The organism is Nocardia arthritidis, assembly GCF_011801145.1.
GTDB lineage: Bacteria > Actinomycetota > Actinomycetes > Mycobacteriales > Mycobacteriaceae > Nocardia > Nocardia arthritidis_A.
Genome location: NZ_CP046172.1, coordinates 6,552,871 through 6,569,496, shown reverse-complemented (window position 1 = coordinate 6,569,496; position 16,626 = coordinate 6,552,871). Strand labels below are relative to the sequence as shown.

Genomic DNA, 16,626 nt, shown 5'->3' with positions numbered 1-16,626 from the left:
TCGCGGATCTAGGAGTTCCATGACCCGGTATGTGCAGCGACTCGGCGGCACCGCATATGTTTTCAACGGACTGGTCGAACTGCTCGCCAAGGCGACCCCGCTGCGCAGCGGTGATCAGCTGGCGGGTTGCGCGGCCGGATCGGATGCCGAGCGGGCGGCCGCGCAGTGGGCGCTCGCCGACCTGCCGCTCACCACATTTCTGCGCGACCCGGTGGTGCCCTACGAAACCGACGAGATCACCCGGCTGATCATCGACAGTCACGATCGTCTTGCCTTCCAACCGATTTCGCATCTGACGGTGGGTGGGCTGCGGGATTGGCTGCTCACCGTCGCCGCGCGGGACGACGCGGCGGCGACGCTGGCGTCGGTCGCGCCCGGACTGACACCGGAGATGGTGGCCGCGGTAAGCAAGATCATGCGCAACCAGGATCTGATCGCGGTGGCCAGGGCGGTCGAGGTGCGGTCCGGTTTCCGGACCACCATCGGCCTGCCCGGCACGCTCGCGACGCGATTACAGCCCAACCATCCCACCGACGATCCGCGCGGTGTCGCCGCGGCCATCCTCGACGGGCTGCTGCTCGGCTGCGGTGACGCGGTGATCGGCATCAATCCGGCCACGGATTCGCCGAGGGCCACCGCCGATCTGCTGCGCCTGCTCGACGAGGTGCGGGTGCGCTTCGACATCCCGACCCAGTCCTGTGTGCTTTCGCATGTCACCACGACCGTCGGGTTGATCGAATCCGGTGCGCCGGTGGATCTGGTGTTCCAATCCGTCGCCGGGACCGAGGGCGCGAATGCCGGTTTCGGCGTGAACCTTTCGCTGTTGCGGGAGGCCGACGCCGCGGGCCGGTCGCTGCGCCGCGGCACCGTCGGCGACAACGTGATGTATCTGGAAACCGGCCAGGGCTCCGCGCTGTCGGCGGGCGCGCATCTGGGCACCGACGACAAGCCGGTCGACCAGCAGACCTTGGAGGCGCGGGCGTACGCCGTCGCGCGGGAGCTGCGGCCGCTGCTGGTGAACACCGTCGTCGGCTTCATCGGCCCGGAATACCTCTACGACGGCAAGCAGATCATCCGGGCCGGGCTGGAGGATCACTTCTGCGGCAAACTGCTCGGCCTGCCGATGGGCGTCGACGTCTGCTACACCAACCACGCCGAGGCCGACCAGGACGATATGGATACCCTGCTCACCCTGCTCGGCGCGGCCGGTGTCGCCTTCGTCATCGCGGTGCCCGGCGCCGACGACGTCATGCTGGGCTACCAGAGCCTCGGTTTCCACGACGCCCTCTACGCCCGCCGCGTGCTGAACCTGCGTCCCGCACCGGAATTCGCCGCGTGGCTGGACCGTCTCGGCATGCTCGACGCGGGTGGGCGGGTGGTGCCGATCGAACCGCACGTCTCGCCGCTACGGGCACTGGCGGGTGCGCGATGAACGCGAAAGTGTCGCTGCGGCCTCGTTTTTCGGACTCGCACGCGGGAGAGGCGATGCCGGAAGCTACGGTGGTTCCGGAAAAGGTTGCGGCACAAGACTTCTGGCGAGAACTTCGGTGGACCACCCAGGCCAGGATCGGGCTCGGCCGCTCCGGTGACGCGGTGCCCACCGCCGGGTTGCTCGAGTTCCGGGCCGCGCACGCGGCCGCGCGGGACGCGGTGCACGCGCCGCTGGACGTGGCCGGGCTGGCCGAACGCGTCGCCGCGCTCGGGCTCGGCAATCCGGCGCATGTGCGCAGCCGCGCCATGGACCGCGCCGAATACCTGCGCAGACCCGATCTCGGCCGATTGCCGGTGGAGCCGGGAACCTTTCCGGGACGCGGACTTTCGGCGGTCGGGCGCAGCCGGGCCGAGGTCGGGTTCGTACTCGCGGACGGATTGTCGCCGCAGGCGCTGGCCGAGCACGGTGTGCCGACACTCGAGGCGTTGATGGGCGAGCTGGGCCGTCGCTACACCCTGGCGACACCGGTTATCGCGACCCAGGCGCGGGTAGCGCTCGGCGATCACATCGGTGCGGCGATGGGCGTCGATACGGTGCTCGTCCTCATCGGGGAACGTCCGGGACTGTCGGTGGCGGCCAGCCTCGGCATCTACCTCACCCACCGTCCGCGGCCCGGCCGCACCGACGCCGAGCGCAACTGTGTCTCGAATATCCATCCACCGGCGGGCCTCGGCTACGTGCACGCCGCGAAAGTGGTGGCGGGCTTGGTATCCGGCGCGCGACGGCTCGGGCGGTCCGGCGTCGATCTGAAGGACACCTCGGATCACGCGGAACTGTCGGCCGGCTATGCGCTGGAAGCCGACGACGCCGTCGCATAAGTTCGCTTGCGGGGCCGTAACCCGGAAGCCGATGTGGCGGCGCGAGTTCGTTGGCCCGAGTGCCATCGCCCGGCTAACGTCGCCTGGTGAGCGATTTTGCCAGCGAGCCAGGTACCGCGCGCCTTCCGCATCGGGCCGGTACATCTCGGCGATGGATTGTCGGCAAGATCGGTGCTGTTGCCGCGTGCGTCGTACTCACCGCCTGCGGCGCGCACGACGGGCGACCCGCTGGATCGCCGACATCGACTGCCGCGCAGCCGGATTCGCCCACCGGTGCGGCGTCCAGCCCGAACCCGGCCGCGGTGACGATCGGCGAGGTACCGGGCAATGCCGATGCCGTCAAGGCGATACAGCCCTGGGCGCGTGATCTCGCGGGCGGCGAAATCGACCGGTTGATCCGCAACTGTTGGACCATCGAACCGGATCTCGCCCGGACGATGTACGCGGACAGGGACGGTATTCTCGCCGCGCTGGCCCGGCGTGGCGTCGACGGGCAGTTCGCGGTGATCTGGCGGGGTCCGGTGGAGACGGTTCACCTGCAGCGCAACGAGATCGCCTCCGGTTACGCGTGCCCGCGGGTGATCCGAGCCGGATCCGATGCGATCTACGGCGAGGCCGATGCGCGTTATGTGGTCCGCCGGTATCTGTCCCGCCTGATCGGTGCACCGGTGAACCCCGACGATGTCGAGGCGAAGTATCGGCTCGTCTGCCTGGATTCACCACTGCTAGGAAAACCCGGAATCCTGCCGGGCATAACCGCTTTCGCGGCCGACCGGATCACCTCACGGTCCGGCCCGCACGCCGAGGTCGCGGTGACCGTTCCGGTGACCGATGCGGCGGGCGCGGCGCAGACGATCACCTTCGCGCTGACCGTGAGCCAGGACGGTTACTGCATCAAGGATCTCGCCGCCTGATCCGGTATTCGATCAGCCGATCGATCTCAGGATTACTTTGGCCCCAATTGTGTCGTCCTGAATTGTATCGTCCTGTGGTGCAGGGCATTTCGCGGCTAACTTCGGTCCATGAACAACATTCGAGCAGCCGGATTCCTCGCGCTGGCGACTTGTGCGCTGCTGACCGCCTGCGGCGACAACCGGACCACAGAATCGTCTCTGCCGCAGCCGGATTCGGCCGCGCAGGGCGCGCCGCAGGCCACCGTGCCGGTCGGTGCGGTGCCCGGCAATCCGGCTGCGGCGCAGGCGATCCAGCCGTGGGCTCGCGATCTCGTCGGCGGTGATTTCGACCGGCTGATCCGCAACTGCTGGACCATCGAACCATCGCACGCCCGGGAGATGTACGGCGACAAGGATGGAATCCTCGCGGCACTGGCGCAACCCGGCCGCGACAAGCAGTTCAAGGTCACTTGGGAAGGCCCGACCAGGACCGTTCACCTCTACCGCGACGAAATCGCCTCTGGTTACGCGTGTCCGTGGGTGAGCGCGGGACCCCTCCGCGAACTGGACTCGATCGACGCCCGCTACGCGCTGCACCGCTACCTCGGTCGTAGGACCGCGTCACCGGTGAACCGGGACGACACCGAGGACAAATACCCGCTCGTCTGCTCCGGTTCACCATTGGCCGACAATCCCGGAAAGGTCACCGGCGCCGACGCATTCGACGAAGGCAAGTCGACCGTGCTGGACGCGGACCACGGTGGTTGGAACATCACGGTTCCGGTCGGCTCCAGGTACCGCCAGGCGCTGACCTTCCGGCTCGCGATCGGCCCGTGGGGATACTGCGTCAGCGATGCCACCTGATACCACCGGATCTACTGCGGCCCAACAGGATTCATGTCTCGCGAGTCACGGCATGCCGCCGCCCGCACGCAGGTCGAGGCGGCGCATGACCCGGTCGACCACATCCGGTGGGACACCGGGCTCCCGCCGGGCCGTCAGCGCCTCGGTGCGTCCGGCCTCGAGTACATCGTTCGTGATGGCGCGCATCCGCTTGGTGAAGCGCAGGGTGCGCTCGGTATTGAGTTTGGCGTTGGAGTCGGCGGCGCCGGGATCGGCTTGGGCGAGCCTGCGTTCGAAGCCGTCGCGCAGGCGTTCGTAGACCTCGTCGGGCAGCCGCTCGGCGGCGGCGATCTCCTTGAGCCGGTCCAGTTCGGCGCCGAGTACGCGATTCCACAAGCGCCGCTCCAGTTCTCGCTCGGCCTCGGTGTCGGCGTGCACACCGGTGATCCGCACCACCGCGGGCAGCGTCGTGCCCTGGACGAGCAGGGTGAACAGCACGACGGCGAAGGCGCAGAAGAGGATTTCGCTGCGGCGCGGAAACGGCGCACCGGCATCGGTGCTGAACGGGACGGCCAGCGCGAGCGCGACGGTGGCCACCCCGCGCATCCCGGCCCACCAGGTGACGACGGTCTCCCGCCAGGTGTAGGGTTCGTCGGCTTCCCTTCTGCGCCAAGCGGTTCGGAAGATGGCCCAGGTGGCGAGCAGCCAGGCCAGCCGCAGCAGCACCACGACCGCGATGACGAGCCCGGCGGAGCCGAGGAAGCGCGGCCAATCCGGTCCGGCGTCGCGCAGCACCGTGCTCAGCTCCAGCCCGATGAGGCCGAATGCGAAACCGGTGACCAGCATTTCGGTGATCTCCCAGAACGAGTCGCCGACCAGCCGGTAATCGCTGTCGCTGAAATCCGTTGCGGCATCGGTCAAATACAGCGCGCACACGAGCACCGAAAGCACCGCGGAGCCGCCGAACGCCTCGGCGATGCCGTACGCGGCGAAGGGCAGCAGCAGCCCGAGCGCCACCTGCCAGGTGGCCTCCGACAGCCGCGCCATGAGCCTGCTTCCGGTCCAGCCGAGTACCAGCCCGACCACGACGGCGACCACCGCCGACACCAGGAAATCCCAGACCGCGCCCGCCACGGAGAATTTCCCGGTGACCACCACCTCGATCGCGATGGTGTAGATGACGATCGCCGTGACGTCGTTGAACAGGCCCTCGCCCTCCAGCACCGAGACCAGCCGTCGCGGCAGGCCGAGTCGGCCGGCGAGCGCGGTGACCGCCACCGGATCGGGCGGGGCGACGAGCGCGCCGAGCGCGACGGCGGCGGCCACCGGAACCGTCGGCACCCCGGCGTGGAAGGCGATCCCGACTCCCGCCGCGGTGGCCAGCACCAGTCCGACGGCGCGCAGCGAGATCGCGCCCCAGTTCTCCGCGAACTGCCGCCACGAGGTGCGCCGCGCCGAGGCGTAGAGCAGCGGCGGCAATACCAAGGGCAGTATCAGTTTCGGCTCGATCCGGATATCCGGTACGGCCGGGATCAGCGCGAGCACACAGCCGAACGCGGTCATCAGCACCGCGGGCGCGAGCCCGGTGCGTTTGCCGAGTGGCTGCGCCAGGATGGTGGCCAGCAGGACGACGAAGAGCAACGCCAACTGATGCACTCCAGCCAGTTTGCTCAGCGTATGCCCGGATGTCGACCGGCCGGTCCGCGTGTCGCCAGGACACAGGGCCTAGACGAGTAAGTCCGAAGTCCTGCGATACGCCGGCAAGCACCTGGCCGAGATGTTTCCGTACCTACCACAGCAATCCGGCTACAACAAGCGACTTCGTGCGGCTCTCGGTCTGGTCAAGCGGGTCATCCGGATGCTGGCCCGCTCCAGCGACTTCTGGCTGGATGATTGCTGGATCGTGGACTCGACCCCGGTACCGTGTGGTACGTCCCGAAACTCGGTGAACGCGAGGTGCTTTCGGCCATGCTCGAGGTCGATGACGCCGTGGCCGCCGAGCGCGAGGGGATCGAACACCTCCTGGATTACGGGTTCGTGAACACGTCCTCGGTGAGGTCCGACTGGATCCACTTCAGGCCGTTGCTGGCGCAATCGGGGTTGGGCGATGTCACCAGCGACACGACGTGCGAGGTATCCGGGGCGGGGACGCCGCTGACGAACTTGGCAGTGACTCCAAGCGGGGCAGGGTTGGCCGGGTTGGTGTTGAGCGTGTAGTCGAACCTGCCGGTCGTGGTACCCCCGCCGCTGGTCAGCCAGGTGACCAAGGCGTTCTTGGCGGTGACGGTCAACACTAGAGCACACGGATTCGGCCCCGGGGCCACATCGACGGTTCCGACGGAGTCTTTGACGGTTCCCGACAGAATATCCGTGTATTTGCCATCGGGTGACGTACAGCTGACGAGGCCGGCGCTGGCCGTCGTCCCGACCCCCAGCTCCCCACCGAACAGTGGGCGATCGAAGTTGACCTGGAACTGAGCCTGGCATTGCATGTCCACCTGTGGAACCTGAGCCGTCACCGAGGCCGGCACGGCGAGGGTCAGGGGCGTGGCGGCGAGCGCCGCGACTGTGAGTTTGCTGAAATACCGCATGGCTGCACCTACTTTCGGTGCGGTATTGATAACTATGCTGCTCTATCGCAGTTATCCGCACTCCATTACAGCCGTAACTAAATCGTTGCTATCAAAACCGTCCGCCGCGCCCACTCCTAGTTCGGACTTACTCGTCTAGTGGCGTGCTCCCGAATTGATCGGCCAACTGCCCGTGGTGGTCGACTCGGTCCAGGATCGGTCGGCGGGCCGCCGCGCCGGGGGAGCGGTGTACCGCCGCGGTCGCGAGGCATACGGCCGGTGCTGTTCGATGTCGTCGTCCGGATGAACGGCGGCGTTGACCGGCACCGGCGCGTCCCGCCACGAGGGTTCGGCGGACGGCTGTTCCGGTTCGGCGGCGCGCCGGGCCGGTTCGGAACGGCGGGAGAACTTCAGCGGCGGCAGATCCATACTGCTCTCGATCTCGGTCAGCCCGACGCTGATCAGCAACAGGATGGTGATCATGCTGAAGGCCACGATGATCGGTGCGAGCACCTCCATCGCGCCGGAGCCGCTCGGCGGCAGGACATGGTCGGCCCGCCGCGCGCTGATCGAGGCCATCCCCGTGTAGTGCATCCCCGTCACCGCGACGCCCATGATCAGCGCCGCGGCCACGGTCGACAGAAAACCCTTGACCCGCAACGTGAACCAGAGCGCGACGGTGGCCGCGACGACCGCGATCAGCACCGAGAGGCCGACGATCGTGCTGTCGTAGTGCAGCATCGCATCAGTCTGCATGGCGTACATGCCGGTGTAGTGCATGCCCGCGACGCCGAGGCCGGTGATGGCGCCACCGGCCAGCAGGCTGACCCAGGTGGGTTCGGGCTTGTTCACCAGGAACAGCCCGATGCCGACGACGATGATCGCGGTGAGCGCGCTCAACAGGGTGAGCGGCACGTTGTACCGGATCTCCGAGCCGCGGATGGTGAAGCCGAGCATCGCGATGAAATGCATGACCCAGATACCGGTTCCGCCGATGGCGATGGCGGCGCCGACGAGCCAGCCGACCCGTCCCTCGTCGGAGCGGGCGCGGGCCGCGCACTGCAGGCCGAGCAGCGATCCGGTGACGGACATCGTGTAAGCGAGCACCGGCGTGAGCCAGCCGTAAGTGAAGTGATATACGTCGAGCACCTAAGCCCCCATTGCCGAACCGGGGTGCGGCGTGAGAAATAAAAACGATTCAGACCATACGTCAGTACGCCGGGGTACGCACCCCAGTCCGCGTGTCGCGCTTGGAGTTTCGCGATGAAGGCCCCGAAATGTAGTGCACCCGGCCAACTTTCGTCGGCCGGGTGCTCAAATGTTGAACCAGTTGCGGCTAATCCAGGTAGTCCCGCAGCACCTGGGACCGGCTCGGATGACGCAGTTTGCTCATCGTCTTCGACTCGATCTGCCGGATGCGTTCGCGGGTGACCCCGTACACCTGGCCGATCTCGTCGAGGGTGCGCGGCTGGCCGTCGGTCAGGCCGAAGCGCAGCCGGACGACGCCTGCCTCGCGCTCGGACAGCGTCTCCAACACCGACTGCAGCTGATCCTGCAGCAGCGTGAAGCTCACCGCGTCCACCGCGACGACCGCCTCGGAGTCCTCGATGAAATCGCCGAGCTGGCTGTCGCCCTCGTCGCCGATGGTCTGATCCAGCGAGATGGGCTCACGCGCGTACTGCTGGATCTCCAGCACCTTCTCCGGCGTGATATCCATTTCCTTGGCCAGCTCCTCCGGGGTGGGCTCGCGGCCCAGATCCTGGAGCAGCTCGCGCTGGATGCGGCCGAGCTTGTTGATGACCTCGACCATGTGCACCGGGATACGAATGGTGCGGGCCTGGTCGGCCATGGCGCGGGTGATGGCCTGCCGGATCCACCAGGTGGCGTACGTGGAGAACTTGTAACCCTTGGTGTAGTCGAACTTCTCCACCGCGCGGATCAGACCCAGGTTGCCCTCCTGGATCAGATCGAGGAACGCCATGCCGCGGCCCGTGTACCGCTTGGCCAGCGAAACCACAAGGCGCAGGTTCGCTTCCAGCAGATGGTTCTTCGCGCGGTTGCCGTCGCGGATGATCCAGTTGAAGTCACGGCGCTGCGCGACGGGCAGCTTGTCGCCGCCCTCGGTGAGCTCGCGCACCTTCTCCGCCGCGTAGAGACCGGCCTCGATCCGCTTGGCGAGTTCGACCTCCTCCTCGGCGTTGAGCAGCGCGACCTTACCGATCTGCTTGAGGTAGGCGCGCACCGAGTCGGCCGAGGCGGTGAGTTCGGCGTCCTTGCGGGCCTGCCGCAGCGCCTCGGATTCCTCTTCGTCCCAGACGAAATCGCCGGAGGCCTTATCCGCGGCCGACGGCTCGTCGGCCTCCTCGGACTCCGCCTCCTCCTCGGCGACCTCCTCGGCGGCGTCGTCGACCAGATCCTCGGCGAGATCGTCCTCGGAGACCTCGAGATCGTCGAGATCCTCGAGATCGAGATTGTCGTCCTCGAGATTCTCGTCGATCCCGGGCTCGCCCTCGGCGGAGGTCGCCTTCTTGGCGGCGGCCTTCTTGGCAGGGGCGGCTTTCTTCGCGGCGGCCTTCTTGGCGGGGGCTGCCTTCTTGGCGGCGGCCTTCTTCGCCGGAGCGGCCTTCTTCGCGGCAGCCTTACGGACCGGCCGTTGTGCGGTTACATCTGCGGAGTCGGCCTCGGCCGAGTCGGCGGTCTGACGGGTATTCGTGGCTACCACGTACGCCCTTTCGTGACGGTCTCGTGCGGCGTCACGCCAGAGTAAAAGTTCCGGCGGAGCGGGTTCTGTCGGGTTTCACCGGCGAAAGCCGGCTGGGGTTTCACCGGCTGACGACTTCGTCCTCAGCCGAGCGGCACTGTGCCTTTTGGTTCACTCGCTTCGCTCGCGAACGGGCCGGGCACGTTCCATTGTAACGATCCAACCAGCCTACCTAGGCACGATGCCCCGTTGTCGCAGTTCGTGGTGGAAACGCGCTGCCCTCTTACGATGCCGGGCCTAGGGGGAGATGCCCTGGTCGATGGCCATCGCGGCGCCGACGATCCCCGCGGTATTCCGCAGGAAGGCCGGGATCACCGGAGTTCGATTGGTGAGCAACGGAATCCACTGGTCGGCGTCGCGGCTGATGCCGCCGCCCGCCACGAACACCTTCGGCCAGAACAGATTCTCGATCCCGATCAGCACGGTGCTCACCGCCTCGGCCCACTGCGCGTAGCTGAGCCCGTCGCGATCCTTCACCGAGGCGGCGGCCCGATGTTCGGTCTCCATGCCGCCCACCTCGAGATGGCCCAGTTCGGAATTGGGTACCAGCGTGCCGTGGTAGAGCAGCGCCGAGCCGATGCCGGTGCCGAAGGTGAGCAGCAGCACCAGGCCGTCGAAATCCTTTGCCGCGCCGTACCGGTCCTCGGCCAGCCCGGCCGCGTCGGCGTCGTTGAGCACGGTGACCTCGCGCCCGTCGAGCGCCTTCGCGAACAGGGTGCGCGCGTCGGTGCCGACCCATCCCTTGTCGATATTCGCCGCGGTCTGCACGATGCCGTCGAGCACCACCGACGGCAGGGTGATGCCGACCGGGCCGTCCCAATCCGCCTGTGCCACTACCTTGGCCACCGTATCGGCCACCGCCTGCGGCGTCGAGGGATGCGGTGTCGCGATCTTGATGCGCTCGTGCAGCAACTCGCCGGTGGCCAAATCGACCGCGGCGCCCTTGACGCCGCTGCCACCGATATCGATCCCGAATGCGTGCCCCCGAGCGGACATGACTAACCCCTCGTTCTCTGTGCTTGGCCGGTGTGGTGCGCGACCGCACCAGGCCACGCGCCCTCGGCGGGTGGTGCCCGACGCGGCGCTGTGTCGTGCACGACAAGAGTAATGCGCAACCCATACCCCATAGGTCACCGGATCTGTGATGCGATGGAGACCGTGCCGCAACCTTCATCGCAAGTTTTCGAACCCTCCGGTACCGACTCCGCCATCCTTCGTGGTGACGAGGCCGAACTGCGCCGCATCGCCGTCGAACTCGCCGAAACCGCCGCCGCGCACGTGCGCGCCCGCCGCCCCGAGGTCTTCGGGCCAGCGGGCGCACGGGCCGACGACGCGGTCCAGGCCAAGGGCCATCCCACCGACCCGGTGACCATCGTCGACAAGGAATCCGAGGAGCTCATCCGGCGGCTGCTCGCCGAGCGCCGCCCCGCCGACGCGATCCTCGGCGAGGAGGGCGGCGGCAGCATCGACGTGACCGATACCGAGGTCGTGCACTGGGTGGTGGACCCGATCGACGGCACGGTCAACTTCCTCTACGGCATCCCCGGCTACGCGGTCTCGGTGGCCGCCATGCGCGGCGGCCGCCCGGTCGCGGGCGCGGTGGTGGACGTCGCGCTCGCGGCCACCTACAGCGCGGCGCTCGGTCAGGGCTCGACCCGGACGGACACGGACGGTTCGGTCGAGGAGCTGCGCTGCAATCCGGTGACATCGCTGTCGATGTCGTTGGTGGCCACCGGCTTCGCCTACTCCACCAAGCGGCGCACCCGGCAGGCCGAACTCATCGGCGACGTGCTGCCGCATATTCGCGATATCCGCCGCTTCGGCGCCGCGGCGCTGGATTTCTGCCACGTCGCGTCCGGCAGGGTGGACGCCTACTTCGAACACGGCCTCAACGCGTGGGATTGGGGCGCGGGCGCGTTGATCGCCGCCGAGGCGGGTGCGCGGCTGTCGGTTCCGCCCGCGACGGCGGGCGGTGTGGACGGGGATCTGGTCGTCGCCGCCGCGCCGGGCATCGCCGAGGAACTCGGCAAGCTGCTGGATCGGATCGGCGCCACCGAGGCGATTCCGGAGTAGATCGGTCTCGTTGGGGCGCAAGCGATTCGGGTTCATAATCGGGCGGATGCCTTGCCGGACAGCTCGATTGCGCTATCCGGCATGAACCACGCTGTCCTGGAATGACATTCGGCCCGCGTCGTGATCGAAATCACGACGCGGGCCGAGAACGATGGAGTCGAGCTACCCGGCGATTCGCCTCAGCAGCGGGCCTGCCTGGCCGCGGCGAGCAGCTTCGAATCGATGGCGGGGGAGCCGCCCGGCGCCGGATTCTTCAGCGACCGCAGCACCTCCTCGGCATCGGCGTTCGGGCGCAGCGATTCGCCGAACACCGAGCCGAGCACCAGATCGACGGTGTCGTCCTGGCGCTGGTCCTCGATGAGCTCCGCACACGGCGCCACCAGCTGGACCGAGGCGGCGGCCGGGCGGCCGTTCACGCCGAACCGGATCTGGCCGGTGCAGTTCAGGTCGCCGTTCACGTAGACCGGATCGTTACCGATTTGCACTCCGGGCGCGCTCGCGAAACCCAGGTCGCCGAGCAGCGAGGCGATATGCGTCGCCTGGCCGCTCTTGTTGTTGGCGTTGAGCACCCGCACCTTCGACTGCAGCAGCGGTGCGGGATCCACATCCTTCAGGCGCGACTGCCCCACCCGCTGACCCAGCGGCGCCGGCTGCGGTGATTTCGTGTCGGTGGCCGGGGACGGCGAGTTGCACGCCATCGCGGTGTGGCTGGTGTCCTGCGTGAGGAACGCCTTGAACCAGACGATCGCGCAGATCAGCGCGAGCACCAGGACGAAGATTAGCCAGGTCTCGGGACGTCTGCGGATGAACGGTCGCCCGCTCGGATCGGTCGCGCTGCCCTCGGTGATCAGTGAAACCACGAGCACACTCTACGAAAATGTCGCCGGTTCCGTTGACGGCGGGCCGATGCGAAACGGGCCGGCGGGCGGATTATGTTGCGGAAGGTCTCGGCGAGCTCCAGCGATGGTGTCGATTACCCCTCAGTTTCGACTCGTGCGGGTTTTGGTTGCGACTTTTGCCGCGCCGTCCGCTATTGTCTGGCGGCCCAGATCGAATCATCGAGATGAATATTGGTGCTCGGTCGCGGGAACAAGAAGGGCATGTCCAGCGTTTACCCAGCGCTATCGGGTGTGGGTCGGCACGATCCGCCCTGATAGGCGAGCGGTGTGCGTGTGATGTGCACCACCGGCGGGGCGGTGCGGGTCCATCGATTCCGAGCAGGAGTCGAGGTTACTCGGACCGGTCCGGGATATACGGAGTAAGGACGAGGGGAAGACGACATGGCAACCGACTATGACGCACCTAGGCGCACGGAAACCGACGATGTGTCGGAAGATTCGCTGGAGGAGCTGAAGGCTCGTCGCAACGAGGCGCAGTCCGCCGTCGTGGATATCGACGAATCCGATACCGCGGAGTCGTTCGAACTTCCCGGCGCGGACCTGTCCGAGGAAGTCCTGACCGTTCGGGTGATCCCGAAACAGGCCGACGAGTTCACCTGTTCCAGCTGCTTCCTCGTGCACCACCGCAGCAGGTTGGCCAGCGATGCCGGTGGCCAGCTGATCTGCATGGATTGCGCGGCCTGAGGACATAGGCGTCGAATCCGATCCGCGGCGCGCGGATCCGGGGCGGATCGATACCGAGGGGGCATCGATCGCACCGTGCGAATAGATCAGCCCGCGTTCGGCAATCCGAGCGCGGCGAGGACCCGGTCCGGCCGACGCGTACTGACCAGCCAGTACGGGGTCGGATCGTCCGGGTCGTCGAGCACGAGCAGAACCATCGGCCCGATCCAGGGCCGATGCTGGACGTACGCGGCGGGGTCGAGCTGGCGGCCCAGCGCCGCGCTCTTCGCGGTGGGAGCCACCACGGCGGCGCGCGCGATGAAGTTCACTGGTAGATGCGCGCGACCGACGCGCAGCTCCGGCGTGCCCGTGGCATCGGGGCCGACCTCGAGCCGGTGCCTGCTCAACCAGATCAGCGCCCACGCGCCGAACGGAATCATCGCTACGACGGGTACCCAGATACCGACTTTGGGGATCCCCATTTGAATTGTGGCCGTGATCAATCCGATGAACGCGAGCGCGGCGGGCCACCAGTAGATGGGCACCCACTGGCGTTCCTGGTACGACTGCTGGCCTTGCTGTTCTTGATCCATCGTCACGTCGCTGCGCTGGTCCGACACGAATCAACACTAAGTCACGACGACCCAGGCCGTACGCGTAGGCTCGACAAACGTGAGCGACCTTCCACCGATTCCGCTTATGCGGCTCGATCCCGGCATCCCGATGCCGACCCGCGCCCACCACGGTGACGCGGGCGTCGACCTGTGCACCACCGAGGACGTCATCCTCGAGCCGGGGGAGCGGGTGCTGGTCGGCACCGGTATCGCCGTCGCGCTGCCGGTGGGCACGGTGGGGCTGATCCACCCCAGATCGGGTCTGGCGGCCAAGGCCGGACTCTCGGTGGTGAACACCCCGGGCACGGTGGACGCCGGATACCGGGGCGAGATAAAGGTATGCCTGATCAATCACGATCCGCGGACGCCGATCGAGCTGCGCCGGGGCGACCGGATCGCGCAGCTGCTGGTGCAGCGGGTGGAGCTGGTCGACTTCGTCGAGGTCGAGCGGCTCGACGAGACCGCAAGGGGAGCAGGCGGTTACGGGTCCAGCGGCGGGCATGCGAGCCTGGCCGCCGCGGGCGATGGGGCGGGCCGGGTGGCCGGCAAGGAGGCATGACGGGAAATGTTCGGTAAGCGAAAGAAGGCGTCGCGCCGCGACGCGGATGAGCACTACGACGAATACGAATCCGGCGAGTACGCCGCGACGGACTACGTCGACGACCCGCCCACCGACGAAAACCCGATCGTCACCGGCGATTTCGGGGACGACGAGCAGGTGGGCCCCTACGACTACGACGATGTCGCCGAACTGCTCGCCGCGGTCGCCGAACAGCGGCTCGATCTGGGTTCGGTGATCCTGCCGGTGCCGCCGGGCGGGCAACTGCAGGTGGAGATGTCCCCGGACGGCACACCGCAGGCGGTGCACCTGGCCACCGAATACGGGCGGATCACCGTCGCCGCCTACGCGGCGCCGAAATCGCCCGGCCAGTGGCGCACGGTCGCGGCGGATCTCGCCGAATCGCTGCGCAACGACGGCGCCAGGGTCGCGGTGGAAACCGGTCCGTGGGGCCGGGAGCTGCTGGCCATCACCGAGGGCGCGGATCTGCGTTTCATCGGCGTCGACGGATACCGCTGGATGGTGCGACTGGTCGCGGCCGGTCCGTCCGGCGCGGCCGACGACGGCACCCCGCTGGTCCAGGCGGCGCGGGCCATCCTGCGCGAGACGGTGGTCCGCCGGGGCACCGATCCGCTGCCCGTCCGCGACCCGCTGCCGGTGGTCCTACCTCAGGAACTCGCCGAACAGTTGGCCGCGGCACATCAGCAGCAGGTGCTCGCCGCCCAAGCACAGTTCGAGGCGCAGCAGCGCGCCGCCCAAACCGGCGCCCAGCCGGTGGTCCCGCGCATGCCCGAGGGCCCGCGCCGCGGTGCGGACGGATCGGCCATGCAGCAGCTCGGGCTGAATTAGCCTGCCGCAGCGGCGGTTCCGGGGCGGAGGTGGTTCCGGGGGCGGAGGCGGTTCCGGGGGCGGAGGCGGTTCCGGGCGGAACTCGAACGGGAACCATCACCCGCCCCGCCGTCGCACCCGTTCGCCTTTGTATCCATAGGTATTTCGTGCCGCACCCCGTCTTCGAACCGAACACACGACGTACGGGGTGTGCACCTTAAAGACTGGGTGCGGCGTCATCATGGTGGCAAAACCGGCACCCCCGGATGCCAACGCACCCCGCGCCCACCTGGGGCGATTCCGTCGTCGTAGCGGCGCAACCACACACCCGAACGTACCGATCACTCCGGCGGCAACACCCCGAAACCCTTTACCCCCAAAGGATTTCGGCGAAGGAAGCGAGACCTCGGTGCCCGAGAACCGCCGGATCGGTTCCCAACTCGTCCAGGGTGATTCGGTGGATCTCCGACCGCGGCACGAGCGCCGCCCATTCCTCGGCGACCCCGAGGGGGTGCACCGGATCGTCGACCGCGGTGACGATCGACACCGGCGTCGACAGTCCACGCAGGAGTTCGGGCTCCGGCCACTTGTACGAGGCCGCCTCCTCCAGCGCCTGCGGCAGGTCGGGCCACTGCGCGCGCCAAGATTGGGTGAGCGCGTCCGCCAGCCAACGGGGACTGCTGGCCCGCATGCGCTCGGTCACCGCGTCCAGACCGTCGGCGCGCAGCTGTTCGGCCGTGACGGCGGCGCTCAGGGCGGCGGGGCAGGCCGCGGTGTCCGGGCCGGTCCAGCCCGGTAGCGCGGCGACGACCCCTATCGTCTGTTCAGGGTGCTCGGCGGCCCATTCGACGGCGATGGCGGCGCCCAGCGAGATTCCGGTCACCAGGACGGGGCCGGTGCGGGCGGCGGCCTCGATGGCGGCGCGGCAGCTGGCAACCACGGCGCGCGGATCCGGTTCGACCGCGACGAGTTCGAATCCCCGTGCGGTGCAGGCCGGTTCGAAGGCGCGCCGGGCGAAGTCGGCGTCCGATCCGGTGCCCGGCAACGCGAGGATTACCGGGGTATGGCCGGGGGTATCCGGGTCAGTATGTGGGGAGACGAACATCGGACCGAGCGTAGCGGGGGTGCCACTGCCCATCTACAGTGGCGGTGTGCGACCAGCGAACTGGTCGTCACTTCGGAACCACGACGGCGTGTGACCCACGCCGTCTGCTCTAGCAGGAGAGCGTGAAATGCCATCCGCAGCCCTAGGTTATTTCCGCCGTCTGGGCCGCAGACTGACCGAGGATATCGATCGGTTGGACGCCGAGGAACTGGCCGAGACGGTCGATGCGTCGGGAGCGTGCCGGGCGTCGGAGTGTCAGCGCGGCGCCGAAGTGACGATGCTGGGTAGGCTGCGCAGTGTCGAGGCGTGTCCCAAGTCGGCGGGTGCGAGCCTGCAGGCGGAATTCTTCGACGGCACCGATGCCATCACCCTGGTGTGGATCGGACGCCGCCGGATTCCCGGAATCGAGCCGGGCCGCCGCATCATGGTCCGTGGCCGGGTCGGCGAACGCGACGGCCGCAAAGTGATCTACAACCCCTACTACGAATTGCGCGGGAACAGCTGACAT

The 16,626-nt window shown here is 67.8% G+C and carries 16 protein-coding genes and 1 pseudogene; 10 read left to right on the top strand and 7 right to left on the bottom strand.

Annotated features, from left to right (window positions below; genetic code table 11):
• The first annotated feature begins 19 nt into the window (after window positions 1-19).
• From F5544_RS29715 to F5544_RS29700, 4 genes are all read left to right on the top strand, one after another.
• The gene (locus tag F5544_RS29715) at window positions 20-1,432 is read left to right on the top strand and encodes an ethanolamine ammonia-lyase subunit EutB (protein WP_167476240.1); all 1,413 of its coding nucleotides are present in this window, start codon (window positions 20-22) and stop codon (window positions 1,430-1,432) included.
• Window positions 1,433-1,485: 53 nt separating this feature from the next.
• A complete protein-coding gene (gene eutC / locus F5544_RS29710; protein ID WP_167476239.1) occupies window positions 1,486-2,310 on the top strand; it encodes an ethanolamine ammonia-lyase subunit EutC in 825 nt (274 codons plus the stop codon).
• An 86-nt stretch (window positions 2,311-2,396) separates the two neighbouring features.
• Window positions 2,397-3,224: a hypothetical protein gene (locus F5544_RS29705; RefSeq protein ID WP_167476238.1), complete on the top strand. Its 828-nt coding sequence runs from the start codon at window positions 2,397-2,399 to the stop codon at window positions 3,222-3,224.
• A gap of 108 nt (window positions 3,225-3,332) precedes the next feature.
• Window positions 3,333-4,067, top strand: a complete 735-nt coding sequence (locus F5544_RS29700; RefSeq protein ID WP_167476237.1) for a hypothetical protein — start codon at window positions 3,333-3,335, stop codon at window positions 4,065-4,067.
• A 45-nt stretch (window positions 4,068-4,112) separates the two neighbouring features.
• Here F5544_RS29700 and F5544_RS29695 read toward each other — a convergent pair whose 3' ends face one another.
• Entirely contained in the window at window positions 4,113-5,702 is a 1,590-nt protein-coding gene (locus F5544_RS29695; RefSeq protein WP_167476236.1) for a Na+/H+ antiporter, read from the bottom strand.
• A gap of 73 nt (window positions 5,703-5,775) precedes the next feature.
• Between F5544_RS29695 and F5544_RS47630 the strand changes: the two are divergent.
• Window positions 5,776-6,203 (top strand): annotated as a pseudogene (locus F5544_RS47630) (IS982 family transposase); the annotation flags it as partial.
• Window positions 6,204-6,772: 569 nt separating this feature from the next.
• On the opposite strand, the gene F5544_RS29685 reads toward F5544_RS47630, so the two are convergent.
• The 3 genes from F5544_RS29685 to ppgK form a co-directional block, all read right to left on the bottom strand.
• The gene (locus F5544_RS29685) at window positions 6,773-7,765 is read right to left on the bottom strand and encodes an MHYT domain-containing protein (protein ID WP_167476234.1); all 993 of its coding nucleotides are present in this window, start codon (window positions 7,763-7,765) and stop codon (window positions 6,773-6,775) included.
• 187 nt (window positions 7,766-7,952) lie between these two features.
• The gene (locus F5544_RS29680) at window positions 7,953-9,338 is read right to left on the bottom strand and encodes an RNA polymerase sigma factor (RefSeq protein ID WP_167476233.1); all 1,386 of its coding nucleotides are present in this window, start codon (window positions 9,336-9,338) and stop codon (window positions 7,953-7,955) included.
• A gap of 276 nt (window positions 9,339-9,614) precedes the next feature.
• Window positions 9,615-10,373, bottom strand: coding sequence for a polyphosphate--glucose phosphotransferase (gene ppgK / locus F5544_RS29675; RefSeq protein WP_167476232.1), 759 nt, complete (start codon window positions 10,371-10,373; stop codon window positions 9,615-9,617).
• A 153-nt stretch (window positions 10,374-10,526) separates the two neighbouring features.
• Here ppgK and F5544_RS29670 point away from each other — a divergent pair, with 153 nt between their 5' ends.
• Window positions 10,527-11,450, top strand: a complete 924-nt coding sequence (locus tag F5544_RS29670) for an inositol monophosphatase family protein (RefSeq protein ID WP_167476231.1) — start codon at window positions 10,527-10,529, stop codon at window positions 11,448-11,450.
• Between the two features lie 179 nt (window positions 11,451-11,629).
• Here the strand turns inward: F5544_RS29670 and cei are convergent, their stop codons facing one another.
• Window positions 11,630-12,310 carry an envelope integrity protein Cei gene (gene cei, locus F5544_RS29665; protein WP_167476230.1) on the bottom strand — a complete coding sequence of 227 codons (681 nt, stop codon included), beginning with the start codon at window positions 12,308-12,310 and terminating at the stop codon, window positions 11,630-11,632.
• A gap of 420 nt (window positions 12,311-12,730) precedes the next feature.
• On the opposite strand from cei, the gene F5544_RS29660 reads away from it, so the two are divergent.
• On the top strand, window positions 12,731-13,033 hold the full coding sequence (locus tag F5544_RS29660) for a DUF4193 domain-containing protein (protein ID WP_167476229.1): 303 nt from the start codon (window positions 12,731-12,733) through the stop codon (window positions 13,031-13,033).
• 86 nt (window positions 13,034-13,119) lie between these two features.
• On the opposite strand, the gene F5544_RS29655 is transcribed toward F5544_RS29660, so the two are convergent.
• On the bottom strand, window positions 13,120-13,605 hold the full coding sequence (locus F5544_RS29655) for a DUF3093 domain-containing protein (RefSeq protein ID WP_167479562.1): 486 nt from the start codon (window positions 13,603-13,605) through the stop codon (window positions 13,120-13,122).
• Window positions 13,606-13,711: 106 nt separating this feature from the next.
• Between F5544_RS29655 and dut the strand changes: the two genes are divergently transcribed.
• Both dut and F5544_RS29645 read left to right on the top strand, forming a co-directional pair.
• Window positions 13,712-14,185 carry a dUTP diphosphatase gene (gene dut / locus F5544_RS29650; RefSeq protein WP_225726793.1) on the top strand — a complete coding sequence of 158 codons (474 nt, stop codon included), beginning with the start codon at window positions 13,712-13,714 and terminating at the stop codon, window positions 14,183-14,185.
• A 6-nt stretch (window positions 14,186-14,191) separates the two neighbouring features.
• Entirely contained in the window at window positions 14,192-15,034 is an 843-nt protein-coding gene (locus F5544_RS29645) for a DUF3710 domain-containing protein (RefSeq protein ID WP_167476227.1), read from the top strand.
• A gap of 349 nt (window positions 15,035-15,383) precedes the next feature.
• Here F5544_RS29645 and F5544_RS29640 read toward each other — a convergent pair whose 3' ends face one another.
• Complete coding sequence (locus F5544_RS29640) at window positions 15,384-16,118, bottom strand: alpha/beta fold hydrolase (protein WP_167476226.1); 735 nt, start codon at window positions 16,116-16,118, stop codon at window positions 15,384-15,386.
• A gap of 127 nt (window positions 16,119-16,245) precedes the next feature.
• Here F5544_RS29640 and F5544_RS29635 point away from each other — a divergent pair, with 127 nt between their 5' ends.
• Entirely contained in the window at window positions 16,246-16,623 is a 378-nt protein-coding gene (locus F5544_RS29635) for an OB-fold nucleic acid binding domain-containing protein (RefSeq protein WP_167476225.1), read from the top strand.
• Window positions 16,624-16,626 lie beyond the last annotated feature (3 nt).